The sequence below is a fragment of the Polyangium sp. 15x6 genome (assembly GCF_029960785.1).
In the GTDB taxonomy this organism is placed as follows: domain Bacteria; phylum Myxococcota_A; class Polyangia; order Polyangiales; family Polyangiaceae; genus Polyangium.
Genome location: NZ_JASBQE010000063.1, coordinates 11,602 through 36,876 on the forward strand (window position 1 = coordinate 11,602; position 25,275 = coordinate 36,876).

The window sequence follows — 25,275 nt, forward strand, 5'->3', positions numbered from 1 at the left end:
GCCGCGCGGGGTGCGTCACGTCAATCGGGCTGGTGGAGAATTTTCTGGGTCGGATCCACGAAGTAGAACCGACCGTAACCGTCGCGCTGGAAGGTGACCGCGCCGAACGCGTTGACGAGGACGGAGATCACGGCGAAGGCCCAGAAGAAGCCGCCGAGCCGCCTCCGGCCGAGCGCGAGCAGCGCGAATAGGAACACGGCGAAGTCGTTGGAGAAGCGGTAGCCGAACTGGATCCAGCCGCTGTTCTGGTAGAGCAAGCTCGGCAGCGCGACGCACGCGGCCGTGAGCGCGACGGCCCAGAACGATGGTGGCGTGCGCCGAGGCCAGAGGACCCAGGCGTAGAGGGGCGTCGTGATCCACAGCGCGAGGCCGTGCGCGTTGATCTGGAACGGAGCGCCGCTGACACCCGCGTAGGGCAGGGACGTCAGGATCACGCCGAGGTTCCGGCCGAGGTAGTGGTACGAGAAGAGCCCCCATCGCTCGATGCGGGCCCGCCACGTGATCGCCAAGAGCCGGTGGCCGAACTCGAAGGGGTCGCCGAACCGCGCTGCGTTGTACCAGAGCAGGACGCCGAGTACCGCGGCGGCAGGTGCAGCGAAGAGCGCGAGCTTTTTCGCGAGCGCTCGCGCGTCCACGTCCGCGAGGCGTACGCGACCGCTTGCTCCGGAGCGCGCGCTCGCCCTCACGGCCTCGTACATGAAGAGCGGGAACGCGAAGCCGAGCGGCGTGCGCGTGGCGAACCCGAGGCCGATGGCGAACCCCGCGAGGATCGGGTGCGCCGCGCCGACGGACGCGAAGAGGTAGAGCGCCGCGAGCGCCGCGCCGACGACGTGCGCGGCGAACCAGACCGTGCCTTGCACGGCGGAGAACCAGTACACGGTGCCGAATGCGAAGAGCAGCGAGAGGAGCACGTTCTCCCGCTCGGATCGGCCCGTCCTGCCCGCGCGCGCGAGCGCGTCGAGGCCGAGGTACAGGAGCGCCGGCGCGAGGCCCGTGAAGAGCGCGAAGATCTGACCGTCCCGGACGCGTTCGACGCTGCCCGCGAGCTTGACCGCAGGCAGCAAGAGGACCGCGGGGAACGGCGGAAAGCTCACGTAGTGCTTGCCTCCCCACATGACGAAATCGTTGTTCCCCGTGTACGCGGGGGGCGGGCCGCCGAGGTCCAGGCGACCGTGCAGCCACGCGTCGGCGAGCAAGGCGAAGTGGTTGAACGGCGTGTGCGTCGTGAGCCGCTCGCGCGCCGTCGTGGCGAGACACACGACCGTGACCAACGTGTAGATCGCCGCGGCAAAGAGCCACCTTCGCGATCGATCGTCAGGCCGTTCGAGCGGGCGGTCCATGCGTGCTGGGCGCACCCTACCATGGCCTTCGTTGGTCGAAGCTGCGCCGGGCGGCTTGCGAGCACCCCGACCGTGCGCTAGTTGCTCCCGCCTCGCGAGGCCGCGCCGAACGCACGGCTACCGCGATCTCGCTTTTGCCCCCAGGAGTCGACCATGCCGCTCTTCGCCATTCCTGCCGGAGACATCGACGCCGCTGGTCGCTCGATCGCGGCGGACCTGCCCGTCGCTTGGCTCGACGAGCAGCTCAGCGACTGCGACTTGCGTGGCGCCGAGTCGGGGCACGTCTCGGGGCGGATCTCCCGCTCGGGCGCCGAGATCGTCGTGCGCGGGCGCGTCCACGCCGTCTTGCAGGCGCCGTGCGCTCGTTGCCTCGAACCCACGAAGCTCGACGTCGACGCAGAGATGTCGCTCCTCCTCAAGCCCGCGGCGCCTGCCGTGCTCGCGCAGAAGGCGGACGAGAAGCGCGCGGCGGCGCAGGCGAAGAAGGCAGCGGGGGGAAGCACGAAAACCGAACCGGGCAAGAAGGCGCCGAAGGAAAAGGAGCCGCCGGAGTACGAGTTTTCCTCGGACGAGGCGGAGGTCGACGTCTACGACGGCGAGACGGTCGTGCTCGACGGGTTCATCCGCGAGGCGATTCTGCTCGAGATGCCCATCTTCCCCTTGTGCTCCGAGGCGTGTCCGGGTATCCGTCCCGCCTCCCCCGAGGCCGTCGAGGGTGGCGTCGAGCCGCCCATCGACCCGAGGCTCGCGCCCCTCGGCGCTTTGCGCGCCGCGCTCGCCAAGAGCGGCTCGCGCGAGCCGAACGATGATCAAGGGGCCGCGGCCGGCAGCGCCGACGCGTCCCAGCAGAAGAAGACGAAGAAGGAGTAGCCCGTGGCCGTCCCGAAGAGGAAAACCACCCCGAGCAAGCGCGACATGCGGCGCGCGAACCACGACAAGGTCACCCCGGTGCAGGTGGTTGCCTGCCCGAACTGCGGGGAGGCTGCGCTTCCTCACCGCGCCTGCGGCGCCTGTGGTTTTTACAAGGGTCGCAAGGCGAAGGCCGTCAAGGCCACGACCACCTGAATCCACTGCAATCCCCGGCTTGCCCGTCTCGAAGGGCCTCCCGCTCGACGAAGGGCGAGGCTTCGAGATGGGCTCGCGCCGGGCAACACGTGCGTGCATGGATCTCGGCGCTCCGCGATGAATCACGCGGAGGCACGGGCCGAGGTCCATCGCTCGATCACGCGCCGCCCTGGCGCCCTGCTACCTTGTCACCATGAGCGCGCTCCCTACACCGAAGAGTCGCATCCTCGGGACTGGCCACTACGTCCCTGAGAAGGTCCTCGCCAATGTCGACCTCGAGAAGATGGTCGATACGTCCGACGCTTGGATCGCAGAGCGCACCGGCATCCGGCGCCGGCACATCGCGGCCGAGAACGAGAACACGAGCGACATGGCGGCGGCCGCCGCGCGTCGCGCCCTCGAGTCGGCGGGCCTCAACGCCGCCGACATCGACATGATCATCGTCGGGACGATCAGCGGCGACAGCCCCATGCCCGCGTGCGCCGTGCACGTGCAGCAGAAGCTCGGCGCCGACAACATCCCGGCCTTCGACCTGTCGGCCGCGTGCGCCGGGTTCATCTACGGCATGACCATCGCCGATCAGTTCATCGCCACCGGCGCGGCGCGCTGCGTCCTCGTGATCGGCGTGGAGCTGCTGTCGAGGCTGCTCGACTGGCAGGATCGGACCACGTGCGTGCTCTTCGGAGACGGCGCGGGCGCGGTGGTGCTCGGGCCCTCGGAGGGAGACGGCCGGGGCCTGCTCGCCACGCGCATCTTCACCGACGGTTCGCTCGCGCATGCGCTCACGATCCCGGGCGGCGGCACGGCCGAACCGCTCACGGACGAGGGCCTCGCGAAGAAGCGCAACAAGGTCCACATGATGGGGCAGGAGATCTTCCGGACCGCCATCAAGAACCTGACGAGCGCGTCCACCGCGGTCCTCAAGGCCTCGGGGCTCACGAGCGCCGATCTCGACTGGGTCGTCGCCCATCAGGCGAACCTGCGCATCATCACGCAGGTCGCCGATCGGCTGAACTTCCCGATGGAGAAGTTCGTCATCAACATCCAGGAGTACGGCAACACGTCGAGCGCCTCGATCCCCATCGCGCTCGACGAGGCCGTGCGCGACGGGCGCATCAAGCCCGGGCAAAACGTCCTCATGTGCGCCCTCGGCGCCGGGATCTCCTGGGGCGCCGCGCTCGTCCGGATGTGACGCGCGCTCTGCGCGTCTCCCGCCGATCCTTTGACTGCAAAACGTTCTTTCGCGACGTCGCACGAGGAGTCCGCGTCGATGCAACGAAGCACGAAGGTCGCCTGGTTGTTCCCTGGTCAAGGCTCGCAGCTCGTCGGCATGGGCAAGGAGCTCGCCGCGACGTCGGAGGCCGCGCGCCGCACGTTCGAGCGCGCGGACGCGGCGCTCGGCGAGCCACTCTCCCGGCTCTGCTTCGAAGGCCCGATGGAGGAGCTCACGCTCACCGCGAACACGCAGCCCGCGATGGTGGCGGCGAGCGCGGCCATCGTGGCGGCGCTGCGCGAGCGTCATCCGGATCTCGCGCCGCCCATGTTTGCCGCGGGGCACTCGCTCGGCGAGTACAGCGCCCTCTGCGCGGCGGGCGCGATCGAGCTCGAAGACGCCGTGCGCCTCTGCAGGCTGCGCGGCTCCGCGATGCAGGCCGCCGTGCCTCCGGGCGAGGGCGCGATGGCGGCGATCATGGGGCTCGACGCCCAGGCGATCGCGGCGCTCTGCGAGGAGGCGGCCGCGGGAGAAATCGTTTCGCCGGCGAACTACAACGCGCCCGGGCAGGTGGTGATTGCAGGGCAAAAGGACGCGGTGACGCGCGCGAGCGAGCTCGTGGTGGCGCGCGGCGGCAAGGCCGTGCCGCTCAAGGTCAGCGCGCCCTTCCACTGCGCGCTCATGCGGAGCGCGCGCGACGCGCTCGCGCCCGAGCTCGGGCGTGTCGTGATCCATCCGCTCGCCTTCCCGGTGATCGCCAACGTCGACGGATCGCCGAACGCAGAACCGGGCCGCGTCGCCGACCTCTTGCTTCGGCAGATCGACGGCGCGGTCCTCTGGTCCGCTTCGGTCGAGCGCATGGCGGCCGAGGGCGTGACGCACGCGCTCGAGCTCGGTCCTGGCAAGGTGCTCGCCGGGCTCGTGAAGCGAATCGCGAAATCCATCAAGGTGCTGAGCGTCTCGGATCCCGCGGGGATCGACGCGGTGGCAGCGTTTCTGGAGGCATGAGAGATGTTCGGTCTGAGCGGCAAGGTCGCGCTCGTGACGGGCGCTTCACGTGGGATCGGTCGGGCGACGGCGGAGGCGCTCGCGGCGCAAGGCGCGCACGTCGTCGTGAACTACGTGCGCGGCGAGGACGAAGCGCGGCGCGTCGTGCAAGCGATCGAGGAGCGCGGCGGCAAGGCCGAGGCGCTCGGCTTCGACGTGGCGGACATGCAGGCCACCGACGAGGCGATCGCGGCCCTGGCGAAGCGGCTCGGCCGCCTCGACATCCTCGTGGCGAACGCCGGCATCGCCATCGACAACCTCGTCCTGCGCGTGAAGGAAGAGGAGATCGATCGCGTCTTCGCGGTGAACGTGAAGGGCGCGATCGGCTGCGCGCGCGCGGCGATCAAACCCATGATGCGCGCCCGCGCTGGGCGCATCGTGCTCTTGTCGAGCATCGTCGGAGAGATGGGCAATGCCGGGCAGGCGGTCTACGCCGCGTCGAAGGCAGCGCTGCTCGGCCTCTCGAAGACGCTCGCGCGCGAGTACGCTTCGCGGAACATCACGGTGAACGTGGTCGCGCCCGGCTTCATCGACACCGACATGACCTCGTCGCTCGGGACCGAGGTGAAGGAAGGCATGCTGAAGGCCATTCCCCTCGGTCGCACCGGAAAGCCTGAAGAGGTCGCTGCGGCGGTGATCTTCCTCTGCTCGGATGCTGCGTCTTACATCACGGGCGAGACCATCCGCGTAAACGGCGGCATGTACATGTAAAAAGCGTTTCGCACGCCACGAAGGTGGTGCAAAAGCTCGAACGATGGGTTAGGAGGGGACCGCTTTTTCCCGGAGGACGCCATGGCGGAAGGTCGCGACATCTCGGCCGAGGTCAAACGGATCATCAAGGAACAGCTCGACGTCGAAGAGAAGGACATCAAGCCCGAATCGACGTTCATCGACGACCTGGGCGCAGATTCGCTCGGCCTCGTGGAGCTCGTGCTCGCCTTCGAGGAGGCGTTCGAGATCGACATCCCGGACGAGGACACGGAGAAGATCCGGTCCGTGCAGGATGCGATCGACTACATCAATTCGCACACCAAGAAGTAGCCCCCGAGAGCCCTAGCGAGGGCACGGTCCCCGGTCCATCCTGGGCGAAGCGAGTATGGAACGCGTCGTCATCACCGGCATCGGTCTCGTCACCCCGAACGGCATCGGCACCGCGGAGACGTGGCGCTCCGTGCTCGCGGCCGAGTCCGGGATCGGACCCATCACCCTCTTCGATGCATCGCAGTACTCGACGCGCATCGCAGGCGAGGTGAAGGGGTTCGTCGCGGAAAACTTCATTCCCAAGAAGAAGCTCCGCGAGATGGGCCGCTTCGCCCACCTCTCGGTCGCCGCGTCGCAGCTCTGCATGCAGGACGCGGGGATCGAGCTCACCGACGAGGACCGCGAGGCGTGCGGCACGTACATCGGCGTCGGCCTCGGCGGACTGGAGAACCTGTACCAGTACGCGCAGGTGCTCCTCGAAAAGGGGCCCTCGAAGGTCAGTCCGTACTTCATCCCGCAGGTCATCGCGAACCTCGCTGCCGGTCAGGTCGCGATGGCCCTCGACCTCAAGGGGCCGAGCTACTGCAACACGAGCGCGTGCGCCTCGAGCGCCCACTCGATCGGCGAAGCCTTCGAGTGGATCCGCCGCGGTCGCACGCACCTCATGCTCGCGGGCGGCACGGAGGCGACGATCACGGGCCTCGCCGCCGCGGGCTTCGGGGCGATGTTCGCGCTCTCGCGGCGCAACGACGAGCCCGCGCGGGCGAGTCGGCCCTGGGACAAGGGCCGCGACGGCTTCATCATGGGCGAGGGCGCGGCGACGCTGCTGCTCGAGTCGCTCTCGCACGCGAAGCGCCGCGGCGCGAAGATCTACGGCGAGGTGACCGGCTACGGCGCCACGTGCGATGCGTACCACCTGACGAAGCCCGCGCCGGAAGGCGAGGGCGCGCAGCGCGCGATGAAGCAAGCGCTCGTGGACGCGAAGCTCGCGCCGACGGACATCGAGTACATCAACGCGCACGGCACCTCGACGCCGCACGGCGACATCGAGGAGGCCCGCGCGATCGTGAAAGTGTTCGGGGAGCACGCGACCGGACACAAGCTCTGGGTGAGCTCCACGAAGTCGGTGATGGGACACCTGCTCGGCGGCGCGGGCGCCGTCGAGGCGGCTCTCTCGGTGCTCGCGCTTCACGAGGGCAAGGTCCCTCCCACGGCGAACCTCGAGGAGCAGGATCCCGAGTGCGTGCTCGACTGCGTCCCGCTGGTTGCGCGGGAGCGTCGCCTTCGGAACGTCATTTCGAACTCGTTCGGGTTCGGGGGCACCAACGTTGCGCTCGTGTTCTCCCGCTTCGAGGGCTAGGCGATGAGGTGCCCGTTCTGCGGGCACCTCGAGGACAAGGTCGTCGAGTCCCGCGCGCCCGGGTCGGGTGACGTCGTGCGCAGGCGCCGCGAGTGCGCCGCGTGCGGTCGTCGGTTCACGACGTACGAGCGCGTCGAGGACGTCCTGCCGACCGTCGTGAAAAAAGACGGCCGGCGCGAACCCTTCGATCGAGCCAAGCTGATGCGAGGTCTCCGGACCGCCTGCAACAAGCGGCCGGTCTCGGTGGATCGGCTGGAAGTCGTGGTGGACGCGATCGAGCGTGAGGTGCAGGAATCCGAGCGGCGCGAGGTGACGAGCGCCGAACTCGGCGAGCGGGTGATGAACCACCTCCGCGACCTCGACGAGGTCGCCTACGTCCGGTTCGCCAGCGTCTATCGCTCCTTCCGGGACGTGGACGAGTTTCTCCGCGAGCTTGGTAAGCTTGTGAAGGCGAAGGGCCCCTAGTAGATCCGGGCTGACCCATGACGACTGCCCCCGAACCCGATTTCGATCTCGCCACGATGCGCCTCGCGCTCGAGGAGGCGAAGAAGTCCCAGCCATCGCCGAATCCGCCGGTCGGGGCCATCGTCGTCAGCGAAGCGGGCGAGGTCGTCGCGACGTCGTACCACGTTCGCGCCGGCGAGGAGCACGCCGAGACCGTCGCCCTGCGTCGCGCCGGTGAGGCCGCGCGCGGCGGCACGCTCTACGTCACGCTCGAGCCCTGCAACCACCACGGCCGCACGCCGCCCTGCGTCGACAACATCCTGCGGGCGGGCATTCGCCGCGTCGTCATCGGTTGCCTCGATCCGAACCCGAACGTCGAGGGCGGGGGCGCGGCGCGGCTCACCGAGTCGGGCGTCACGGTCGACGTCGGCGTCGCGGGCGCCGAGGCGCGCGCGCTCATCGCGCCGTGGGCGAAGTTCATCACGACGGGCATGCCGTACGTGTCGCTGAAGCTCGCGCTCTCGCTCGACGGGCGCATCGCGACCCGCAGCGGCGCCTCCAAGTGGGTCACGGGCCCCGAGGCGCGGGCGAAGGTCCAGGAGCTGCGCGCGCAGCACGACGTCGTCGGCGTCGGCATCGGGACGGCGCTCGCGGACGATCCGCGCCTCACGGTGCGCACGCCCGGGCTCGCCGAGCAAGGGCGTTGCCCGACCCGCGCGGTCTTCGACACGCACCTGCGCTTGCCGCTGCACAGCCGGCTCGTGCAGACCGCGCGTGAGGTGCCGACGTGGGTGCTCACGGGCGAGGACGCGCCGGGGACAAACGAGCAGGCGCTCGCCGACGCGGGATGCGTGGTGCTGCGTGTGCCGAACTCGGCGGAGGGCCGGGTGGAGGTGTCGGCAGCGCTGCGGATCCTCGCGGCGCAGGGCGTGGTGTCGATCCTCGTCGAGGGCGGCGCGGAGCTCGCGGGCAGCCTGCTCGCCGCGCGCCTCGCGGACGAGCTCCACGCGTTCATCGCGCCGATCCTGCTCGGGCCTCGTGGTCGTCCCGGCGCGGTCGACTGGGCAGGCCCGGATACGCCGAGCGAGGCGCCGCGGATCGTCGATCCTCGATGGGCGCTCTGCGGCCGCGACGCGTACGTCAGCGGGCCGCTGTCGTTCCCGCGTTGAAGGGAGCCGCCGCGCCGGGGCGCTGCCCCGGGCCCCGCGGGGGCTGTTCGCCCCTCGACCCGAACCAGGGCAAGCCCTGGACCTCAGGGGAAGAACTGCGCGATGCGCAGTTCTTCCACGGGCCGGTCGCAAGACCAGGGACAGCGTTGCCCGTCACGGCGATTTTGGCTGGCAGGGACGTCGCCGGTCTTGACCCGGCTCGTTCGATGAACTGCGCATCGCGCAGTTCATCGACCCCGAGTCCAGCGCTTGCGCTGGTCCGGGTCCAGGGGCGGACAGCCCCGGTGGGGTCTGGGGCAAAGCCCCAGCGCAAACGCGAGGGTCAACCCGTCGCGTCTGCGCGCTTCTGCATCTTGCGCTGGATGATGCGCTTCTTCAGCATGCCCACGCGGTCGATCATCAGCACGCCGTCGAGGTGATCGTTCTCGTGCTGGATCGCCACTGCGAGCAGGCCGTCGGCCGTGAGCTCGAACGTCTTGCCGTCGCGGCCCTGGGCGCGCACGCGGACCTCGGTCGCGCGCTTGATGTCCTCGCTCACGCCGGGGAACGACAAACAGCCCTCGGCGCCTACCTCTTCACCGACCTTCGACAGGATCTCCGGGTTGACGAAGACCATGAGGTTGCTCGGTTCGTCCTCGGCGGCGATGTCGATGATGAAGATCCGGTGCGGCTCGCCGATCTGCGTGGCCGCGAGGCCCACGCCCGGCGCTGCGTACATGGTCTCGGCCATGTCGTCGATGAGCCGCTCGAGCTCGGGCGTGATGCGCTCGACCGGCTGGGCCTTCTGGCGAAGGCGAGGGTCGGGATAATGCAGGATGGTGCGGATGGCCATGTTCGCTTCTTGTTGCCCTTGGAACCGCCGCTGCCGCTACGTCACCAGCGGCAGGGCGTTTACAGGGTAGCCTAGTCGAACCTCGTCGTCCTGCCGAGACTCGTCAAGATGCGCTCGGCCCGCCGACGACGCTTTACTTCGTGCGTCGGAAGATCGCCGGATCGACCGGCGTGCCCCGCGCTGCCAGGTCCTCCGCGATGGCCGGGACCGCGCCCGTCGGGTGCAGGCTGCCCTCGATCGTCCCGCCCGCGGCAGTCCGTTCGATGAGGAACGTGAAGAGGTCCCGCGCCACGAGCGCGCCACCTTCCACCCGCAGATCCGCGACACGCATGAGCCGCGCGCGGCCGTCGCGGAGCCGGGCCACTTCGAGCACGAGGTCGAACGCACTCGAGAGCGCCTCCCGCGCCGCCTCCACGGTCGTGCCTGGGCGCGCCGTCACGAGGTCGGCCGTGAGCCGGGCGAGGGCATGGCGCAAGGTCGGCGCGCGCGTCGCCGCGAGCACGCTGCCCGCGCCTTCGCCGAGGGCTCCCACGAGCTCGGAGGCCGCGGGCCCTGCGAGCGCGCCGATCACGATTCGATCGGGGCGCATCCGCGCGGCGACACGTGTCGCGTTCGCCGCCGCGTCCGCGCTCGGGCCGAGCGGGATCGACAACGTGTTCGTGTGGAGCACGGGGATCTCGTCGTCGTCTTGCAGCGACACGACGCGCTCCTCCGCGGCGAAGCCTTGCGCGAGCGCCGCGACGAGCGATCCGTGCCCCGAGCCCATCGGCCCTGCGACGAGCACGTTTGCGCGACCGGCCATGCATTGCGAGAGCAGCGTTGCCACGGCCCGCGAGACGAGCCCCGCGCGCACGAGATCTTCCAGCGTGCTCGCCTCGATCCGCTGCGGCTTGCGCAGCACGACGAGCAGCCCCTTCGCGCCCGGCGCGGGCACGACACCGAGGATGCGAAATCCCTCTGGCGCGACGACGTCCACCGCGCCCGGCGCATCGAACGGCGCGCCTGCGTGAACGAGAAGCCGCCTGAGAGCACGCGCCGCGGCCTCCTCGCTCGTGAACGGCATCTCGCCCGTCGGCGTCTTGCGGCTCTTGCGGAATGCGACGAGCCGCGTGTTGCCTTGCACGTGGATCTCGAGCACGTCGTCGTCCGCGAGCAGCGGCCCGATCGCGCCGAGCTCCAGAAGCTCGCGCCGCGCTTCCACCGCGAGCTCTGCGATGCCCACGCCGTCCGGCACGAGCCCCGCGGACTTCATCACGACCGCGCGCTCTTCGATCGCCGTCGTGATCTTCGCGGCGAACGTCGACGAGATGGGCGCGCCTGCGGCGAGCGGGGCGAGGTCGACGCCTTCGGCCACGCGCTCCACGAGGGTCACGAGCGCGGCGCGGTGCGGGGCCGACGGGCCCGGCGTCGGTTCCGAGTTCGTGCGGTTCATCGGGGACGGAGGCACCGCCGTCGGGCCGGGCGGCATCGCGTGCCGCGTCGGGAACGTCTGCCCGAAGGCCGGCGGGAAGGGGCTTTGCGGCGGCGCGGGGATGCTCGACGCCGTGGGCCGCGGGCCTGCGCTCAGCGTCGGCGGGCCGGCTGCGGTGTGCGGCGACAGCGGCGAGAGCGCGGTCGGCGACAGCATCGAGCCGCTCGGCTTCGTGCTCGCGCTCGGTCGTGGCACGCGCGGCGGGGCGGGCACGGGGATCGGCGCCTCGTCGGGATCGTTTTCCAGCGGGAAGTGACTGACCACGTCCGCGGCTTGTTCGCCGGTGAGCACACCCGGGTCGCGGGGTTTGGCGGGGACGGCCGAGGGCGGGCCTCCGGGCGACGAGAGTGGGCCTTCGATCGAGCCCATGTCGGGCATCGCGTTGAACTCGCCGCTCGGCATACGCCCGCCGGCGAGCGAAGCGCCGGGGCCGGCTTCGATGCGCAGGACGAAGTCGCCGATGTAGATCTTGTCGCCCTCGCGGACGAGCGTCGGCTGCCCGATCTTGCGGCCGTTGACGTACGTGCCGTTCGTGCTCTTCAGGTCGGTGACGATGAAGCGGCCGTCACGCAGGACCAGGCGCGCGTGCCGCTTCGACACGTTGCCTTTCGGCAGCATGAGGTCGTTGCCTTGCACGCGGCCGACGTTGATCTCCGCGCGATCGAAGGATTCGCGGCGCTCGGCGCCGCCCTTCTCGCTGATGATGACCGAGAAAATCATTCCGCTCGGGCGGCCTTGCGGGATCGGCCCCGGGCCACGCCCGGCAATACGAGCAAGCCCCGAGGAGCATGTCAACGAAGAGGGGACGATCGCGCGCGGGTGGGGACGGATGACGGATCAGCGCGGCTTGCGGGCGGAGGCGGACGAAGGCGGGATCGAGGTGGGGTCGCCGTTTTCGCGGCGGTCCTTCATGTCACCGGCGACGAGGGAGAGCAGCTCGCCGGCGACCGACATCACGTCTTCTTCGGCGAGACCTCCCTGGCGCATTTCGCGGTAGATGGTCTTCGCGAGGATGCGGAGCGCCCGCGGATCGCGGGAGGCGTGTTCATAAGGGCGGGGCCGCTGCGTCGCGTCACCGCTCCCCTCGGAAGGGGCGCCCGTGATCTCGGCTTTGGGGGTGGGGAACTCCATGCCGGCCGCCCCTTGCGATGGTCGTGCCGAAGCCGGGCCGTCTGAATTTCGGTCATTTCCCGGTCATATTTTCCCCTGGAAGCGAACGCCTTTACGCACGTGCGTCGCGCGCGGCGCGTTTTTGATTTCGCAGGGCGCGTCAACGGCGGGTGTGTGCTCGCGTGCCTTCCATGGGTGGCACTCCGCTTGACGGTCGGACGAGCGGACGTCTACCTTGGCGCCGCTCGACCGGGGGCGCGTGCGCTGGATACGCGCGGAATCGTGGGGATCGACAGCGATCGGCGAGCACCGTGTGAAGTGGAGGAGTTATGGCAGTAGGTAAAGTCAAGTGGTTCAATGACGAGAAGGGCTGGGGGTTCATCAAGCAGGACACGGGCCCCGACGTCTTCGTCCACTACTCGCAGATCCAGCAGCCGGACGCGGGTCGGAAGCGCCTCTTCGAGGACGAGACCGTCGAGTTCGAGATCAAGGAGGGCCCCAAGGGCCTGCAGGCCATCAACGTGATGCGCCTCGCCGCCGCGAGCTGAGCTGAGCTGAGCTGAGCTGATCGTCACCCGGCGCCTCGGACCTCGCACCGTCCGACGGCGCCGGGTTCGTTTCCGGCTAGCCCTTCGGAATCGGCACTTCGGAAAACGTCTTCGTCGCGGGATCGAGCCTGCATGAGCGGATCGACCGGATCGCCCCCGAGGCGTCGTCGATCTCGTACAGGTTGAAGCCCGCCATGCGCTCGTCGCTGTCGTGCAGGAGCGACGCGCTCGTCGCGCCGACCGCGTCGATGTGGCCCCGCGCCGTCGGCAGCGTGCGGTGGATCCGCCGGTGCAGGTGGCCGTGCAGGAGCAGGCCTCGCTCGACCCCGCGCAGAAGCTCGCCCTGCTCCCGGGCGTCGTAGAGCCCTTCGAACAGCGTCTTCGCGAGCCGCGGCGGGTTGTGCCACGGGTGGTGCTGGAGCAGGATCGGCGTGCGCGAGCGCACCTCGGGGTGGGAGAGAACCCGCGAGAGCGCATCGAGCTGCTTCGGGCGGAGGGCGCCGGCGGCGACGAGCGGCGGCCTCGGCACGGCCGTCGACAGGCCGATGAGCGCGACCGGGCCGCGCAGGCGCACGAAGGGGAAGGGGCCCGGGATCTCGGGGAGATCGGTCTTCAGGTAGGGCTCGAAGTAGCGGAAGAAGCGTTTCGAATGGAAGGCGCCGCGGGTGTAGGTGTCGTGGTTGCCCGGGACCATGCTGATCTGGTCGGGCGAGAGGCCGAGATCCTGTTCGACGAGCTTCTTCACGAGCTCGAACTCGACCTCGAGGGCGAGGTTCGTGACGTCGCCCGTGATGACCACGTGATCGACGCCGAGCTTTCGGATCTCCGCGGCCGCCGCCTCGACGGCGAAGGGCTTGTGGACCGATTTGCGGTGGAAGCGCAGGTTCACGTAGCCCGTGAGGCGCTTGTTGAAGAGGCGCATCGGCACCGCGCCTTCGAGCGAGAGCAGGTGCAGATCCGAGAGGTGGGCGATCTTCACGCGCCCACTATGATCCCGCCGGGCGCGCTTCGCTACGGATCCCGGGCGCACCGGAACCCGCGCCAGGGCCTGCGCATGGAAGGAAGATCGTGCTGGCGCGACGCCGCGCGCAAAAATGGCCGGCCGTGCACGTATCCGCCGCCCCGCAGGACCCGCTCCTCCCCCGAGGACGGGCCGCGCGGATTCATCACGCTGCCCTCCTGGTAGCGAGGTGCGTAGTAGTCTGCCACCCACTCTTCCACGTTTCCGGCCATGTCGGCGAACCCGTCGGGGGTCCGGCCGTCCGGGAACGAGCCTGCGGGGGCGAGCTCGAGGAAGCCGTCGGTGGGGTCGAGCTCGTCCCAGGAGAGCTTGCCGTGGTTCACGATCGAGCCGTTCCAAAGGTTGCCCCAGGGGTAGCGCCGCCCCCGCGTGCCCCGCGCCGCGCGCTCCCACTCGGCCTCGGTCGGCAGCCGCCCGCCCGCCCAGGTGCAGAAGGCCACGGCGTCGCCATAGCTCACCATCACGACGGGCAGCTCCGGCCGATCGAAGCGCGCGGCCCCCGAGGCATACGGCGGCTCCAGGCAATGCCCCGCGGCCACGCAGCGGCGGTAACGCGCGACCGTGACCTCGGTGCGATCGATCCAGACGTCCGAGAGGTAGACCTCGTGGGGCGGGTACTCGTCGCCGAAGATCTGCTCGGGGCACTCGCGGCCCATGGGCTCGAGGGCGCAGAGCGTCTGCGCGTGGGCGACCTCGGCGGGCGTCGAGCCCATCGTGAACGTGCTTTCGCGGAGGAGGATCGCCTCGGGCGCGGGGCTCTGCAGGGTGACGATGCCGGTCTTCGTGCTCGCTTGCGGCGCGGGGGCCGAGGGCGCCTCGGGGGGAGGCGGAGGACGGGCGGCCCCGCCGGAAGGGGCGAGCACGAGGAGCGCGAGGGTGGCGACCGTCGCGGGGCGCATCGAGGAGAGGCGTAGCACCGGAACGGCCGTTCGTCGTCGCAGGGCTGCTAGAACATCGAGCGGTTTGCAACCGCTCGATGTTCTAGCTCTTTTGTCCCGAGGGGGACGCCTCGCGTCCCCCTCTCGTCCGGGCAAAGCCCGGCCGATTCACCCCCCGAGGGAAGATCGCTTCGCGATCTTCCGAGCATCGAACCGGTCGATGCTCTACGGCGCGAGCTTCGCCAGGACGAGCTCCGACGCGCCGCCCGCGAGCGGGCCCTGGCCGAAATCGACCGTGCCGGAGACGAGGGCGCCGAGGAAGATGCGGCCCGCGGCGTCGGTCGCGACCGCCGTGATGGCCTGATCGTCCTTGTCGCCGTAGGCCGTGGCCGAGAGGACGTTGCCCGACGTGTCGTACCGCGCGAGGAATGCCTCGGACGCGGAAGCGCCTCCCTGCGCGTTCAGCGTGATCCCGCCGAATTTCGCGTCTTTCAAGAATCCGCCGCCGACGACGAAGCGGCCCCCCGCGCCGATGGCCACGCCGCCGGCGGTGTCGGCCTTCGAGCCGCCCATGATCACGCTTTTCACGTGGTTGCCGCTCGGAGAGAGCTCGAGCAGGAAGACGTCGAGGTTCTGCGCGGTGAGCGCGCCGCCGCCGAAATCCACGGTGCCCCGAACGATGCCGTTCACGACCGCGTTGCCCGCGGCGTTCACGCGCACCGCATAACCGCGCTGCGGATCCATGTCGCCGTACCGCTTCGCGTAGGTGACGGCGCCGCTCGGATCGAGGCGCGCGACGAACAGGTCGAAGCCGCCCGCGCTCGTGAGCGTGGTGCCGCCGAAGTCCACCTCGCCGCGGAAGTCGCCGGTGAACACGGCATTGCCGCCCGCGTCGACCGCGATCGCGCGGCCGTTTTGCTCCTCGCCGTCGCCGTAGCGCTGGGCGCGCACGGTGTTGCCGTCGCTGTCGAGCGTGAGCACGAAAGCATCGAAGCTCCCGGCGCTTTCGAGCAAACCCGTGCCGAAATCGACGCCGCCGGAGAAGCTGCCGGTCACGAGGATCTCGCCCGTCTTCGTGACGGCGACGCCGCGCGCGATCTGGTCCTCGCTGTTGCCGAAGCGCCGGCTCCACATGTGATCGCCGTCTTCGCCGTCGTACTTGGCGACGAAGACGTCGTAGCCGCCCGCGCTCTGGAGCGAGTTGCCGCCGCCGACGCTCATCTGCCCGAGGAATTCGCCGATGACGATGACGTTGCCTTGCGCGTCCTCGGCCACGCTCCACGCGGCCTGATCCTCGGCGCCGCCGAGCCTGCGGCTCCAGAGGTGCTCGCCCGAGGCGCCGTCGAGCTTGGCGACGAACGCGTCGTAGCCGCCCGAGCTCGTGAACGTGTTCCCGCCGAAGCTCAGGCTGCCGGGAAAACGACCCACGAGGATCGGGTGGCCGCCGGCGCCGGCGATGAGGCCGAGAGACTCGCCCGCGCCGAAGCGCCGGCTCCAGAGGTTGTCACTCCCGCACGTTGGCGTGGAGCCATCGCAGTCCTCGTCTTCCGTGGTGGCGCAGTCCTCCTGCGAGGGGAGGACCTCGCCGTCGCAGGGTCCGAAGCCCGTGCCCTCGGCGTTGCACGTGCGGGTGCCGCCCTGGCAAACCCCGATGCCCTCCGTGCCCGAGGGGCCGCCATAACAAGGCTCGGTCGCGCCCGGAACGCACGACGTCGCGCCGCCGCTGCCGTCGCTGCTCCCGCTCCCGCCTTCGCCGCCGCCCGCGGTCGCGCCCCCGACGCCGCCGCCAGTGCCGCCAGCGCCCTTCGTGGTCTCGGTCGTCGATTCTTCCTCCCCGCAGCCATACGCCGCGAACACGCCGATGAGGAGCGAGATGGCTGCAAGACGAGACGGTTTCATAGTGGGTCAGAATAAGACGAATGCGCCAGGTAGCGATATCGCAAACGATGAGGATCCGAAGGAGAGCAATAAACCGTCTTGCGCTGCCGTTGCGTGGTGTGCAGGCCGGTCAAAATGGTGACGCGGGCCGCGCATTGGTCTCGTCGCGAGGCGTCGCGCCAGGGCGCTGCCCCGGGCCCCGCGGGGGCTGTCCGCCCCTCGACCCGGACCAGGGCAAGCCCTGGACCATTTGGGGAAGAACTGCGCGATGCGCAGTTCTTCCCACAGGCCGGTGGCAAGACCAGGAACGTGCGTTGCACGCTGGCGGATTCGAGCTCGTCCTACGTGTAAACATCAAAGCGCCATTCGTCCCACGGGACGCCCGTGAGCGGGCATGCGCTTCGCTCGAACCGAGCCCGGAACGTTCCCCTCGACCTTCTCCCAGGAGGAGGAAGCTCCCCGGGGGGGTTTCCCTCAACCTTGGCCTCGAGGGAGGAAGCATCCAGGAACGTTCCCCCCGTTCTCCTCCCCAGGGGAGGAAGCAGCGGGGAACGTTTCCCCCGTTCTCCTCCCCGGGGGAGGAAGCAGCCCGGAACGTTCCCCCCGTTCTCCTCCCCAGGGGAGGAAGCAGCGGGGAACGTTTCCCCCGTTCTCCTCCCCAGGGGAGGAAGCAGCCAGGAACGTTCCCCTCGCTCTCCTCCCCAGGGGAGGAAGGAATTGGGAACGTTCCCCCCGCTCTCCTCCCGTGGAGAGGAAAGAATGAGGAACGGTCCGACCGTCCACACCTCAAACGTTCGTGTTGTCTATCACGGAACACCCTGTTAGGTTGCCGACTCATGGCCAAGCTCGACCAGATTCCGCGTGCCGAGAAGCGCGACATTGCCAAGAAGATCAAGGACAACCTGAGCGCGCGCGCCGCGAAAGGCCCCTCGGAGCCCGCGCTGGATGCGTATGTCGCCGAGTGCACGGACATCGTCGACGCGCTCGACGCGCACGTCACGGGGACCGTGCTCGCGCAGGCGGAGCGCACCGCACGGCTCGCGCAGCTCGCGGCCGCGGATGACGCGGTCGATACCTGGTATCGCCACCTGGAGAACTACATCGGGGTCGAATCGCGGCGCCGCGTGAGCCCGTACGCCCTCAATGCCGCCGCCGTGTACCAGGCCGCGTTCCCGGATGGCCTGGCGCACGTCGATGACCCCATCGCGGATGAAAACCGCATCTGTCGAGACGCGTTGCTCGCGATCCGCGCGCCCGAGCACGCCGCGACCCTGGCGGCCATCGAATTGCCAATGATATGGCTGGAGCGTTGGGAGACGGCCCTCGACAAGAGTGATGCCCTGCTGGCCGAGGTGGAGAAGGCTCGCACGGACAAGCGCGCACACGTCGGCGCGGGCCAAGACGCGGAGACGGAGTGGGTGGAGCTGATGGTGCGGCTCAGGCGGTACGTGTCGAGCCGGGCCAAGCGATCCGATACGGCGAGGATCCAGGAGGGCAAGGCGCTGCTCGCGCCGCTGCTCGATGCCATGGCGAGGCTGCGCGCCGAGGCCGCCGCGCGCGCGACGCGGAAAGAGAATGGGAAGCAGGAGACGCCCCCAGCGGAGGGAACGCAGGGCTGAGAGCCGCTGCCGCTGCCGCTGCCGCTTTGCGTTTATCCGTGGGAGCTTACGCCTTCATTGGGTGAGACGAGTCCCCGCCAGAAAGGGGCGGCTTCTCGGGGATCTCGGGCGAGCCGGGCCAGGTGATGCCGACCTTCTGAAGCCTGCGCTGGGAGGCGAGCACGCGCTCCGGCTTGGGCGTGGGGAGAAGGAGCGTCTCGAGCTCGGCGGGCGTGAACTCCGTGGGGCCTTTCAGCCTCCGATCGACCACCGCGTCCATGAGCGTGGGCGGGGGCGTCTTGCGGGCGGTCGTGGTTCGTCACGATGCACCCGGGGCGTGGACGATACGACTCACAAGATAGCGGGAGGAGCCGCCCGTTGTGGAGCAAGCCCCACGCGGCCAGCCGGCGGGCGCCCCCGGCCCGATAGGGATCGTGGACGGCGAGGAGCGTGCCTCCGACGCGATCGCCGTGAAGCCAGAAGCCCACGCCCGCCCGCCTCTCCCCATGCTCGTCCCCCACGTAGAGCCAACCGACGGCCATCACGAACGCGGGCTCGAGCTCGGCGGGGAGCCCTGGCACGGCCCCGCGCACGTCATCCGGGCCGCCGGTTACTGCGTCGAGCGAGAGGCCGAGCTGCTCGATCGAACCGCACCCGATCTCGCACGCGAGGCCGACGACGCCTGCCTCGGTCCACGCCACGACCTCGTAGTTTCCTTCGTCGTCGGCGTTGTAGATTGCGCCCCGCTTCAGGTCGCCCGTCCATTCCGCGCCGTCGGAGGCTGGATACCAAAAGCGGGCGATCTGCTCGACGTAGGTTTCGACGTACGCGCGCAGCGCGGCGCGGACGATGGCGTCTCGGTCGAAGACGAGGCGTCCGAAGTGGCGGGTAACCCGTTCGAGCATCGGTTTCGCCTAGACCTCGTGGGTCGCGACGTCAACGTGCTCGCCGCCTGCGTCCGCCGGCCGCGTCACGGCGTGTACGGCGTAACCTTGTTGAGCTGCATCACCTCTTTTTCCGGCGGGACCTTGTTGAAGAGATTTGGTTGAGCCTCGCCGAGATGACGGCCGCGTTCTTGTACGCGTTCGTGCCCCACGGACAACCGCGCAGGTCCTTCCTGGGCACCACGTGGTGCACCTGCGCGCGATCTGGGTCGTTTTGGGGCGTCTCTTTATCAGCCGGATCTTGGAGGACGAGCTTCTCCGTGCACGTCGTCGGCTTGCAGTTCTCATCCTCGCAAGGCCACGTGAAGTCCGCGAGATCGGAGTGAATCTCGCCCTTGTGCGCCTTGCGGTTGACCTGGAGGATCCACTCCCTCTGGTTGAGGGGCTCGCCCTTTTCGTTGACTTGGCCGCTGGAGCAGTAGAAATCTTTTTCTGGCTTGATGGTCGTGACCTCGACCAAGTTGCGATATGGACCGCTCACCTCCGTCGGGACGGTCTTGATCTCGATGAGCGACGACTGGAGCGGCGCGGCCTGGTAGTTGATCAGGATCTTGTTCGCGACATCCGAGCCGACCTGCAGCGTGTAGTCACCGTTGCCGACGGGCTGGCACTTGTAGTCCTCGGCGTACGGCGCATTTCCCGACACCTGGCCGATCTTCACGGCATCGGCACACGCGGCCTCCCACGTCTCGTAGAAGCAGTCGAACGTACTGGCCACGGACATGTAGCAAGCGGTGCCGAACGCGGCGATGTACTTGCTCCGCAGCGCGACATTCGTGCTCGGGTTTCCCACGAGCGGGATGCGGTAAAGCATGCACGCATCCTCCATGGGCTCCGCACATTCGGTCGACGCGTCGGTCGGTGTGTCGGGTGGAGCAAGGCACGAATCGACAGGCCCCGGATCGAGAGGCGACCCGCACGCACCCGTCAGACCTGCCCCAGCAATGCCCAACACCAGCACGCCCAGCATTGCCCAGCGGCGCCTCCTCATTGCCTGCATGGCGCACCGAATCGCACGTTGACCGGCTGGCGGCAAGGCAGCGAACCAGGGGGCTCACGATGCGCCCGGGAACCGAGCGTCCCATGACGGTGACCGGGGCGGCGGGATCCGGCGGGACCGCGGGAGCGGTACACAATCAGGCTTCACTTGCCGCCTCCGATTCCGCTTCCGCTTCCGAATTGCTGCGGCGGCTGCGGCCGGTCATCGAGAAAATCGGCGGGAAGGATGCCCGCTCACGCCCGCGGGGGCCGGGTGAATCACTTGCACCCGAGGTCGTCCAAGGGCGCAGGTTGCGTGCTTTTTCTCTTTCACACGGCGCTGTTGCGCTCTTGAAGCTCTTGCTGTCCGGTGTTCAAGCATGCAGTGACGCGCCCTTACCCCCGAGCCCCCTTCCTTCGCGCTGACCCTTCATCGTAAAAGCACGGCTCACGGAATGCCGCTCCGGCAACGACCTGCACGGCCCCCTTTCCTTTCCAGGAGTTTCACATGCGTTCCCTCTTCATGCGCCGCACCACGTCGGGCTTCATGGTCACGGCACTTTTCCTCGGGCTCCTCGCGGGGCCCTTCGGCTGCGAGGCCGAAGAGCCCGGCGCGGCGAGCGGAGGCTCCACCGCAGACTCCTCCAGCTCGTCCACGAGCGGCAGTGGCGGCGCCGGCGGCCTGATGACGAGCTCGTCCTCGACGGGCGGAACCGGCGGCAGCGGCGGCATGGGCGGCAGCGGCGGCATGGGCGGCAGCGGCGGCATGGGCGGCAGCGGCGGCGAGGGCGGCAGCGGCGGCGCTGCCTGTGTCCCCGTCGACGACAACGACCCCTGCACCGACGACGTCTGCGAAAACAACGAGCCTGTCCACCTCCCCGCTTCCGGCGCTGCCTGCAATGACGGGGACACGTGCACCCAAGCCGACACCTGCCAGGCCGGCGCGTGCATGGGCAAACCACTCTGCAATGGGGGCGCTACCTGCATGGCCGGCACCTGCGTCCCGGCCGCGTGCATGGGTTCGCTCGGGCTCCCTGGGCCTCCGCAGTCGCGGACGGTGAGCGATGCGACCTCCGTGGCCTCGGCGGACATCAACGGCGACGGCAAGCTCGATCTCGCGCTCACGGACGGCGTGGCCAGCCTCAAGCTCTACTTCAACCAAGGCAGCGGAACCTTCCCTTATCCGCTGTCGCTCACCGTTGGCTCGTTTCCCCACTCGGTCGCAATCGGTGACCTCACCGGCGACGGCAAACCCGACTTCGTCGTCGCGAGCTCCAACAGCCCCAACTTGGGCGTCATCGTGCAGGATGATGATTACTCGGGCGGCTACGCCCCCATGGTCAACGTCCCCGTGGGCACGGGCCCCCGGTCCGTGGCGCTTTCGGATCTGAACGGCGACGGGAAGCTCGACGCGGTCGTCGCGAACACCACCAGCAACAACATCAGCGTGCTGCTCGGCAAGGGCAATGGCTCTTTCGACCCCGCGGTCAATTACCCCGCCGGCACGGGCCCGCGAGCCGTCGTGGTCAAAGATTTGAACGACGATGGCGTGCTCGACCTGGCCGTCGCAAACTGGCTCGGCAACCAGGCGCACGTGCTCCTCGGCCAGGGAGGCGGCACCTTCGCCGCGCCGGTCCCGTACACGGTGGGCACGGATCCCCGCTCGATCGCCGCGGCGGACATCAACAACGACGGCAAACCCGACCTCGCCGTCGTCAACAACGGCAGCGACAACGTGAGCGTGCTCTTGAACCAGGGCAATGGCACGTTCGCCGCCGCCGTCCACCAGCCCGTGGGCAACGAACCCACGGGGATCCAGGCGACGGACCTCGACGGCGACGGCCTCATCGACCTCGCGGTCACCAATAACATCGGGTACAGCGGCGCCGCCGACGTGACGCTGCTCTTCAACAAATACGATGGCAACCAGCTACTCTTCGCCACCAAACAACACCCGGCGAGCGAGGGCGCCCAGGCGCTCGTCTCGACGGACCTCAATGGCGACGGCAAGCCCGATCTGGCCATCGCGGGCTCAACGACCAACCCGAACAGCCCGGACGACCTGACCGTGCTGCTCAACCAGGGCCAGGGCGCCTTCGGCCCGGTGGTCTACCCGACGGAGTATCAGCCGCAGCCGCTCACGGCGGCGGACGTGGACAGCGACGGCAAGCTCGACCTCGCCATCGTGAACTTCGGCAAGCAGAACGTCAGCCCCGGGCAATTGGCCGTATTCCGCAACCTGGGTGATGGCACCTTCGGAAGCCCGGATGTCTACAGCGCCTCTCTGGGCTCCACGGGGGTCACGGCGGGCGAGCTGAACGGCGACGGCAAACCCGATGTCGTGATCTCGAACATCGTCGGCAGCGTGAGCGTACGCCTCAACCAGGGCAATGGTACGTTCGGCCTCCCGGTCGAATACCCGGTGGGCGCCGACGCCTACGCGCCCGCGGTGGCGGACCTGAATGGGGACGGGAAAAACGACCTCGCCGTCGCCGATGCCGGTAGCGACAAGGTGGCCGTGCTGTTCAACCAGGGCAATGGCACCTTCGGTGCGGCGGTCCCGTATGCCACGGGCGGCTCGCCTCGGTGGGTGATCGCGGCGGACCTGAATGGTGACGGCAAACCGGACCTCGCCACGGCGAATTGGGATGGCGACAGCGTGAGCGTGCTCTTCAACCAGGGCGACGGCACCTTCGCCGCCAAGGTCGATTATCCTGGCATCCCGGCCGCCGTGTCCGTCGAGGCGGCGGACTTCAACGGCGACGGCAAGCTGGACCTCGCGGCGACGGGGTTTTCCGCGATCCGCGTCTATGTCTTCCTGAACCAGGGCGACGGCACCTTCGCCGCGCCGGTGGATTATCTCGTGGGCCCGAGCCCGTGGTCGATCGCGATCGCGGACCTGAACGTCGATGGCAAGCTCGACCTCGCGGTGGCCAACAGCGACAACGCGACGGTCAGCGCGCTGCTCGGCAACGGCGACGGTACGTTCGGCGAGCAGGCGAGATACCCCGTGGGCCCGAATCCGAGGGCGGTCATCGCGGCGGACTTCTCTGGCGACGGCCGGCCCGACCTCGCGTTCGAGGCCACGAACCTGGTGGTCCTCACGAACGTCTGCTTGCCCTGAAACCGAGGTTTTTCTACCCCGAACCCGGGGTAACGCCGCCGGCCTGGACGTGAGCCGACGGCGGCGCCCCGCGTCGGTCCCTTCGCTTCAGGCCGCCTTCACGAACTTCTGCGGCCGCGATGTCCCGGCCAGCGTGCTCGAGGTGCGCCTTGGCGCGCTCGATCGAGCCGCTCTCGCTGAGCGCGCGCGCCGCGAAAGGCCCTCCGGAGCCCGCGCTGGATGCGTATGTCGCCGAGTGCACGGACATCGTCGACGACCTCGACGCGGCTCGCAGGCGTATCGCAGTCTGAGAGGCGTGGCGCTCGGCGAGCGAGCGTCAGCATCTCGGTCCACGCGACGACTATTCGACCTTCTCCACCACGAACCGCATTACGCCCGGCGCCCCGCGCTCCTGCACTTCCCGTCCGGTCACCTTCGCGGTCGTGCGGCCGCCCAGATCGAGCTTCCGGGGATCGAAATAGACCGCTCGCGAGCCCGAAGGGTCCGTCAGCTCCACTTCGTCGAGCTCGACGGAGCCGAGCTGCTTGGCGTTGAGGGCCTTGTTCACCTCGTCGATCGCCTTCACGCTTCCGGTCACGATGCAGATGTTGTCGTTGTGGAAGGTCTCCTTCACCGTGCACGGCTTCGTCGACGGGCGCATGAGCCATACCACGACCCCCGCGATGGCGAGCATCACCGCGAGGGTCGCGTACTGAACCGGCTTCGGGAGCGGCTTCACGGCGGGCGGCGTACCTTCGGGTGGGGGCGTCGGCATCGGTCAGGTCTAGATCCGAATATCCTGAAGTACCAGCTCGATGCAGATCCCGCGGGTTACGCCGGGTCAGGGGTGACGGAGGCGGAGGCGGAGGCGGAGGCGGAGGCGGAGGCGGAGGCGCGTGCGCGTGCGCGTGTGCTTGCGCGTGCGCTTGCGCAAACGGAAGTCACGCGTGCGCGAGCATTTCCAAACGCTTTCGCGCGAGACGCAGGCGACCATCGACGGCCTTCGTTTTGATGCCGAGCGACGCTGCAATCTCCGTGATCGATTGCCCCTCCAGGAACGGTATCACCGCGGCCCGGAAGCGCGGGCCGATCTTCTCCAGGAATCGCTTGAGCCGAAACATGCCGTACATCGCGTGCAGCAGCGTCTCCGGCGTGGTCCACGTCGCTGAGAGGGATGGCCTGGCCGAGAAGAAGGCGGCGCAGGAAAGCGCGGTGTTCCAGGTAGAGGCGGCCGAGCAAGGCGTGCGACGCCGAAAAGTTTGCCGGCGGCGGATGGACGACTATCGTGACCATTAACTCATGGCTCCGGTTCTGCGGGGTCGTGGGTGAGACGCCGGTCGGTGTGATAGCGCCGGCTGGCGTCGCTTGCTTTGTCTCATGATTTGCGGTTGAAGGCAATTGCAAACGATGGGATTGGTTCGTCGGCGGAACGCCCACGATCCACGGCGAATGGTGCGACGGGCGCTGGAATGGGAGCCGTGATCCTGCCTCACCCCCCGTTTCGGGAGAGGGGCGAGGGAGGCTTCTCCTACGAAGCGCGGCGGTAGACGAGGCGGGTGAGGGTGGCGATGACGTGGTCCATTCGGTCGAGGACCTTTGCGTCGACGTTGCCGATATAGCGCATGGCCTGGGCGACCTGGACGCAGGCCAGCACCTCCCTGGCCGACCCGAGGGCGGAGGAATAGCGCTGTCGCTTGTTTCCGGCGTGGTTGCCCATGCCTTCTGCCGTGTTCAACGCGACGCTGTGCATGGCCCTGCGCATCTGCCGCGCCAGATCCGAATCCTTTCGCTCAATCTGCTCTGCAATGCTTGCCGCGTCTCCCGCCATGGCCAAAACGACTTCGTAGATCTTCAGCATGATGATTCCTCCGCCCGACGACCCAATCGCCGGGACCCCCGTCCCGCACCGTCGCGCGGAGGCCTCTTCAAGGCTGCGCAGCACCGCGCGGAGCCGCCCGGAGCGCGAAGCGCGAGGACGGCGAGCACGGCTTGGCCTTGAAGAGGCCGAGCACGACGGTACGCTCGCCGTCCCCGAGCGGAGCCCCTGCATACTGTTCCCCAAGCGCACGCACACGCACACGCGCACGCGCACGCGCCTCCGCCTCCGCCTCCGCCTCCGCCTCCGCCTCCGCCTCCGCCTCCGCCTCCGCTTCCGCCTCCGCCTCCGCCTCCCATTCCTTCACCAGCGCTCCTCGGCCGCACGCGCCGACGCTGCGGGGCACGTAGCCCAGCATACGCCTTGAATGGCGCAACTACTTCAATGCCCCATCCCGCAAAGTTTGGTAGGCTCGTTGT

General features: G+C 68.9%; 28 protein-coding genes. 15 read left to right on the forward strand and 13 right to left on the reverse strand.

All coding sequences use genetic code 11. From position 1 onward, the window contains the following. Window positions 1-20: 20 nt before the first annotated feature. Window positions 21-1,340, reverse strand: a complete 1,320-nt coding sequence (locus tag QHF83_RS34760; protein ID WP_282422325.1) for a hypothetical protein — start codon at window positions 1,338-1,340, stop codon at window positions 21-23. A gap of 153 nt (window positions 1,341-1,493) precedes the next feature. On the opposite strand from QHF83_RS34760, the gene QHF83_RS34765 reads away from it, so the two are divergent. The 9 genes from QHF83_RS34765 to ribD all read left to right on the forward strand — a co-directional run bounded on the left by QHF83_RS34765 (window position 1,494) and on the right by ribD (window position 8,619). Then, complete coding sequence (locus tag QHF83_RS34765; RefSeq protein WP_282422326.1) at window positions 1,494-2,210, forward strand: DUF177 domain-containing protein; 717 nt, start codon at window positions 1,494-1,496, stop codon at window positions 2,208-2,210. A 3-nt stretch (window positions 2,211-2,213) separates the two neighbouring features. Further along, window positions 2,214-2,405, forward strand: coding sequence for a 50S ribosomal protein L32 (gene rpmF / locus QHF83_RS34770; RefSeq protein ID WP_136931837.1), 192 nt, complete (start codon window positions 2,214-2,216; stop codon window positions 2,403-2,405). Between the two features lie 193 nt (window positions 2,406-2,598). Continuing rightward, entirely contained in the window at window positions 2,599-3,597 is a 999-nt protein-coding gene (locus QHF83_RS34775; protein ID WP_282422327.1) for a beta-ketoacyl-ACP synthase III, read from the forward strand. A 78-nt stretch (window positions 3,598-3,675) separates the two neighbouring features. After that, window positions 3,676-4,626, forward strand: coding sequence for an ACP S-malonyltransferase (gene fabD / locus QHF83_RS34780; RefSeq protein WP_282422328.1), 951 nt, complete (start codon window positions 3,676-3,678; stop codon window positions 4,624-4,626). A 3-nt stretch (window positions 4,627-4,629) separates the two neighbouring features. Further along, entirely contained in the window at window positions 4,630-5,376 is a 747-nt protein-coding gene (gene fabG / locus QHF83_RS34785; protein ID WP_282422329.1) for a 3-oxoacyl-[acyl-carrier-protein] reductase, read from the forward strand. Window positions 5,377-5,457: 81 nt separating this feature from the next. Next, window positions 5,458-5,706, forward strand: coding sequence for an acyl carrier protein (acpP, locus tag QHF83_RS34790; protein WP_272422398.1), 249 nt, complete (start codon window positions 5,458-5,460; stop codon window positions 5,704-5,706). A 55-nt stretch (window positions 5,707-5,761) separates the two neighbouring features. Next, the gene (gene fabF / locus QHF83_RS34795; RefSeq protein ID WP_282422330.1) at window positions 5,762-7,006 is read left to right on the forward strand and encodes a beta-ketoacyl-ACP synthase II; all 1,245 of its coding nucleotides are present in this window, start codon (window positions 5,762-5,764) and stop codon (window positions 7,004-7,006) included. Window positions 7,007-7,009: 3 nt separating this feature from the next. Further along, window positions 7,010-7,471, forward strand: a complete 462-nt coding sequence (gene nrdR, locus QHF83_RS34800) for a transcriptional regulator NrdR (protein ID WP_136931831.1) — start codon at window positions 7,010-7,012, stop codon at window positions 7,469-7,471. Between the two features lie 17 nt (window positions 7,472-7,488). Then, window positions 7,489-8,619, forward strand: a complete 1,131-nt coding sequence (gene ribD, locus QHF83_RS34805) for a bifunctional diaminohydroxyphosphoribosylaminopyrimidine deaminase/5-amino-6-(5-phosphoribosylamino)uracil reductase RibD (protein ID WP_282422331.1) — start codon at window positions 7,489-7,491, stop codon at window positions 8,617-8,619. A 322-nt stretch (window positions 8,620-8,941) separates the two neighbouring features. On the opposite strand, the gene def is transcribed toward ribD, so the two are convergent. The 3 genes from def to QHF83_RS34820 all read right to left on the reverse strand — a co-directional run bounded on the left by def (window position 8,942) and on the right by QHF83_RS34820 (window position 12,053). Then, window positions 8,942-9,451: a peptide deformylase gene (def, locus tag QHF83_RS34810; RefSeq protein ID WP_282422332.1), complete on the reverse strand. Its 510-nt coding sequence runs from the start codon at window positions 9,449-9,451 to the stop codon at window positions 8,942-8,944. 133 nt (window positions 9,452-9,584) lie between these two features. Continuing rightward, the gene (locus QHF83_RS34815; protein ID WP_282422333.1) at window positions 9,585-11,642 is read right to left on the reverse strand and encodes an ATPase, T2SS/T4P/T4SS family; all 2,058 of its coding nucleotides are present in this window, start codon (window positions 11,640-11,642) and stop codon (window positions 9,585-9,587) included. 117 nt (window positions 11,643-11,759) lie between these two features. Continuing rightward, window positions 11,760-12,053, reverse strand: coding sequence for a hypothetical protein (locus QHF83_RS34820; RefSeq protein ID WP_282422334.1), 294 nt, complete (start codon window positions 12,051-12,053; stop codon window positions 11,760-11,762). A 308-nt stretch (window positions 12,054-12,361) separates the two neighbouring features. Between QHF83_RS34820 and QHF83_RS34825 the strand changes: the two genes are divergently transcribed. After that, window positions 12,362-12,580 carry a cold-shock protein gene (locus tag QHF83_RS34825; RefSeq protein WP_272422392.1) on the forward strand — a complete coding sequence of 73 codons (219 nt, stop codon included), beginning with the start codon at window positions 12,362-12,364 and terminating at the stop codon, window positions 12,578-12,580. Between the two features lie 76 nt (window positions 12,581-12,656). Here the strand turns inward: QHF83_RS34825 and QHF83_RS34830 are convergent, their stop codons facing one another. From QHF83_RS34830 to QHF83_RS34840, 3 genes are all read right to left on the reverse strand, one after another. Further along, the gene (locus tag QHF83_RS34830; protein ID WP_282422335.1) at window positions 12,657-13,559 is read right to left on the reverse strand and encodes a metallophosphoesterase; all 903 of its coding nucleotides are present in this window, start codon (window positions 13,557-13,559) and stop codon (window positions 12,657-12,659) included. A 32-nt stretch (window positions 13,560-13,591) separates the two neighbouring features. Further along, complete coding sequence (locus QHF83_RS34835; RefSeq protein WP_282422336.1) at window positions 13,592-14,500, reverse strand: SUMF1/EgtB/PvdO family nonheme iron enzyme; 909 nt, start codon at window positions 14,498-14,500, stop codon at window positions 13,592-13,594. Between the two features lie 204 nt (window positions 14,501-14,704). Next, window positions 14,705-16,378: a hypothetical protein gene (locus QHF83_RS34840; RefSeq protein WP_282422337.1), complete on the reverse strand. Its 1,674-nt coding sequence runs from the start codon at window positions 16,376-16,378 to the stop codon at window positions 14,705-14,707. Window positions 16,379-17,193: 815 nt separating this feature from the next. Here QHF83_RS34840 and QHF83_RS34845 point away from each other — a divergent pair. After that, window positions 17,194-17,976, forward strand: a complete 783-nt coding sequence (locus tag QHF83_RS34845; protein ID WP_282422338.1) for a hypothetical protein — start codon at window positions 17,194-17,196, stop codon at window positions 17,974-17,976. A gap of 46 nt (window positions 17,977-18,022) precedes the next feature. On the opposite strand, the gene QHF83_RS34850 is transcribed toward QHF83_RS34845, so the two are convergent. Then, complete coding sequence (locus tag QHF83_RS34850; RefSeq protein WP_282422339.1) at window positions 18,023-18,235, reverse strand: hypothetical protein; 213 nt, start codon at window positions 18,233-18,235, stop codon at window positions 18,023-18,025. A gap of 154 nt (window positions 18,236-18,389) precedes the next feature. Between QHF83_RS34850 and QHF83_RS34855 the strand changes: the two genes are divergently transcribed. Continuing rightward, window positions 18,390-19,004 carry a hypothetical protein gene (locus QHF83_RS34855; RefSeq protein WP_282422340.1) on the forward strand — a complete coding sequence of 205 codons (615 nt, stop codon included), beginning with the start codon at window positions 18,390-18,392 and terminating at the stop codon, window positions 19,002-19,004. Here the strand turns inward: QHF83_RS34855 and QHF83_RS34860 are convergent. Continuing rightward, window positions 18,961-19,713 carry a hypothetical protein gene (locus QHF83_RS34860; RefSeq protein WP_282422341.1) on the reverse strand — a complete coding sequence of 251 codons (753 nt, stop codon included), beginning with the start codon at window positions 19,711-19,713 and terminating at the stop codon, window positions 18,961-18,963. The two genes, QHF83_RS34855 and QHF83_RS34860, sit on opposite strands and share 44 nt — an antisense overlap. 672 nt (window positions 19,714-20,385) lie before the next feature. Between QHF83_RS34860 and QHF83_RS34865 the strand changes: the two genes are divergently transcribed. Next, window positions 20,386-23,001: a VCBS repeat-containing protein gene (locus QHF83_RS34865; protein ID WP_282422342.1), complete on the forward strand. Its 2,616-nt coding sequence runs from the start codon at window positions 20,386-20,388 to the stop codon at window positions 22,999-23,001. Between the two features lie 149 nt (window positions 23,002-23,150). Then, a complete protein-coding gene (locus QHF83_RS34870) occupies window positions 23,151-23,291 on the forward strand; it encodes a hypothetical protein (RefSeq protein WP_282422343.1) in 141 nt (46 codons plus the stop codon). 50 nt (window positions 23,292-23,341) lie between these two features. On the opposite strand, the gene QHF83_RS34875 is transcribed toward QHF83_RS34870, so the two are convergent. After that, window positions 23,342-23,755, reverse strand: a complete 414-nt coding sequence (locus tag QHF83_RS34875) for a hypothetical protein (RefSeq protein ID WP_282422344.1) — start codon at window positions 23,753-23,755, stop codon at window positions 23,342-23,344. A 166-nt stretch (window positions 23,756-23,921) separates the two neighbouring features. Beyond that, the gene (locus tag QHF83_RS34880) at window positions 23,922-24,101 is read right to left on the reverse strand and encodes a sigma factor-like helix-turn-helix DNA-binding protein (RefSeq protein WP_282422345.1); all 180 of its coding nucleotides are present in this window, start codon (window positions 24,099-24,101) and stop codon (window positions 23,922-23,924) included. Between QHF83_RS34880 and QHF83_RS34885 the strand changes: the two genes are divergently transcribed. Then, window positions 24,100-24,276 (forward strand): hypothetical protein, encoded by a 177-nt coding sequence (locus QHF83_RS34885; RefSeq protein WP_282422346.1) that lies wholly within the window; start codon window positions 24,100-24,102, stop codon window positions 24,274-24,276. The two genes, QHF83_RS34880 and QHF83_RS34885, sit on opposite strands and share 2 nt — an antisense overlap. 232 nt (window positions 24,277-24,508) lie before the next feature. On the opposite strand, the gene QHF83_RS34890 is transcribed toward QHF83_RS34885, so the two are convergent. Together QHF83_RS34890 and QHF83_RS34895 are read right to left on the reverse strand one after the other, a co-directional pair. After that, window positions 24,509-24,838, reverse strand: coding sequence for a four helix bundle protein (locus QHF83_RS34890; protein WP_282422347.1), 330 nt, complete (start codon window positions 24,836-24,838; stop codon window positions 24,509-24,511). A 67-nt stretch (window positions 24,839-24,905) separates the two neighbouring features. Further along, a complete protein-coding gene (locus QHF83_RS34895; protein ID WP_282422348.1) occupies window positions 24,906-25,202 on the reverse strand; it encodes a hypothetical protein in 297 nt (98 codons plus the stop codon). Window positions 25,203-25,275: the final 73 nt, after the last annotated feature.

What these genes read in the sequence shown, in the direction of transcription:
- QHF83_RS34760 (WP_282422325.1), bottom strand. Translation starts at nt 1,340, where the DNA reads ATGGACCGCCCGCTCGAACGGCCTGACGATCGATCGCGAAGGTGGCTC.
- QHF83_RS34765 (WP_282422326.1), top strand. Translation starts at nt 1,494, where the DNA reads ATGCCGCTCTTCGCCATTCCTGCCGGAGACATCGACGCCGCTGGTCGC.
- QHF83_RS34775 (WP_282422327.1), top strand. Translation starts at nt 2,599, where the DNA reads ATGAGCGCGCTCCCTACACCGAAGAGTCGCATCCTCGGGACTGGCCAC.
- fabD (WP_282422328.1), top strand. Translation starts at nt 3,676, where the DNA reads ATGCAACGAAGCACGAAGGTCGCCTGGTTGTTCCCTGGTCAAGGCTCG.
- fabG (WP_282422329.1), top strand. Translation starts at nt 4,630, where the DNA reads ATGTTCGGTCTGAGCGGCAAGGTCGCGCTCGTGACGGGCGCTTCACGT.
- acpP (WP_272422398.1), top strand. Translation starts at nt 5,458, where the DNA reads ATGGCGGAAGGTCGCGACATCTCGGCCGAGGTCAAACGGATCATCAAG.
- fabF (WP_282422330.1), top strand. Translation starts at nt 5,762, where the DNA reads ATGGAACGCGTCGTCATCACCGGCATCGGTCTCGTCACCCCGAACGGC.
- nrdR (WP_136931831.1), top strand. Translation starts at nt 7,010, where the DNA reads ATGAGGTGCCCGTTCTGCGGGCACCTCGAGGACAAGGTCGTCGAGTCC.
- ribD (WP_282422331.1), top strand. Translation starts at nt 7,489, where the DNA reads ATGACGACTGCCCCCGAACCCGATTTCGATCTCGCCACGATGCGCCTC.
- def (WP_282422332.1), bottom strand. Translation starts at nt 9,451, where the DNA reads ATGGCCATCCGCACCATCCTGCATTATCCCGACCCTCGCCTTCGCCAG.
- QHF83_RS34815 (WP_282422333.1), bottom strand. Translation starts at nt 11,642, where the DNA reads ATGATTTTCTCGGTCATCATCAGCGAGAAGGGCGGCGCCGAGCGCCGC.
- QHF83_RS34820 (WP_282422334.1), bottom strand. Translation starts at nt 12,053, where the DNA reads ATGGAGTTCCCCACCCCCAAAGCCGAGATCACGGGCGCCCCTTCCGAG.
- QHF83_RS34825 (WP_272422392.1), top strand. Translation starts at nt 12,362, where the DNA reads ATGGCAGTAGGTAAAGTCAAGTGGTTCAATGACGAGAAGGGCTGGGGG.
- QHF83_RS34835 (WP_282422336.1), bottom strand. Translation starts at nt 14,500, where the DNA reads ATGCGCCCCGCGACGGTCGCCACCCTCGCGCTCCTCGTGCTCGCCCCT.
- QHF83_RS34840 (WP_282422337.1), bottom strand. Translation starts at nt 16,378, where the DNA reads ATGAAACCGTCTCGTCTTGCAGCCATCTCGCTCCTCATCGGCGTGTTC.
- QHF83_RS34845 (WP_282422338.1), top strand. Translation starts at nt 17,194, where the DNA reads ATGGCCAAGCTCGACCAGATTCCGCGTGCCGAGAAGCGCGACATTGCC.
- QHF83_RS34850 (WP_282422339.1), bottom strand. Translation starts at nt 18,235, where the DNA reads ATGGACGCGGTGGTCGATCGGAGGCTGAAAGGCCCCACGGAGTTCACG.
- QHF83_RS34860 (WP_282422341.1), bottom strand. Translation starts at nt 19,713, where the DNA reads ATGCTTTACCGCATCCCGCTCGTGGGAAACCCGAGCACGAATGTCGCG.
- QHF83_RS34865 (WP_282422342.1), top strand. Translation starts at nt 20,386, where the DNA reads ATGCGTTCCCTCTTCATGCGCCGCACCACGTCGGGCTTCATGGTCACG.
- QHF83_RS34875 (WP_282422344.1), bottom strand. Translation starts at nt 23,755, where the DNA reads ATGCCGACGCCCCCACCCGAAGGTACGCCGCCCGCCGTGAAGCCGCTC.
- QHF83_RS34885 (WP_282422346.1), top strand. Translation starts at nt 24,100, where the DNA reads ATGCCGTACATCGCGTGCAGCAGCGTCTCCGGCGTGGTCCACGTCGCT.
- QHF83_RS34880 (WP_282422345.1), bottom strand. Translation starts at nt 24,101, where the DNA reads ATGTTTCGGCTCAAGCGATTCCTGGAGAAGATCGGCCCGCGCTTCCGG.
- QHF83_RS34890 (WP_282422347.1), bottom strand. Translation starts at nt 24,838, where the DNA reads ATGCTGAAGATCTACGAAGTCGTTTTGGCCATGGCGGGAGACGCGGCA.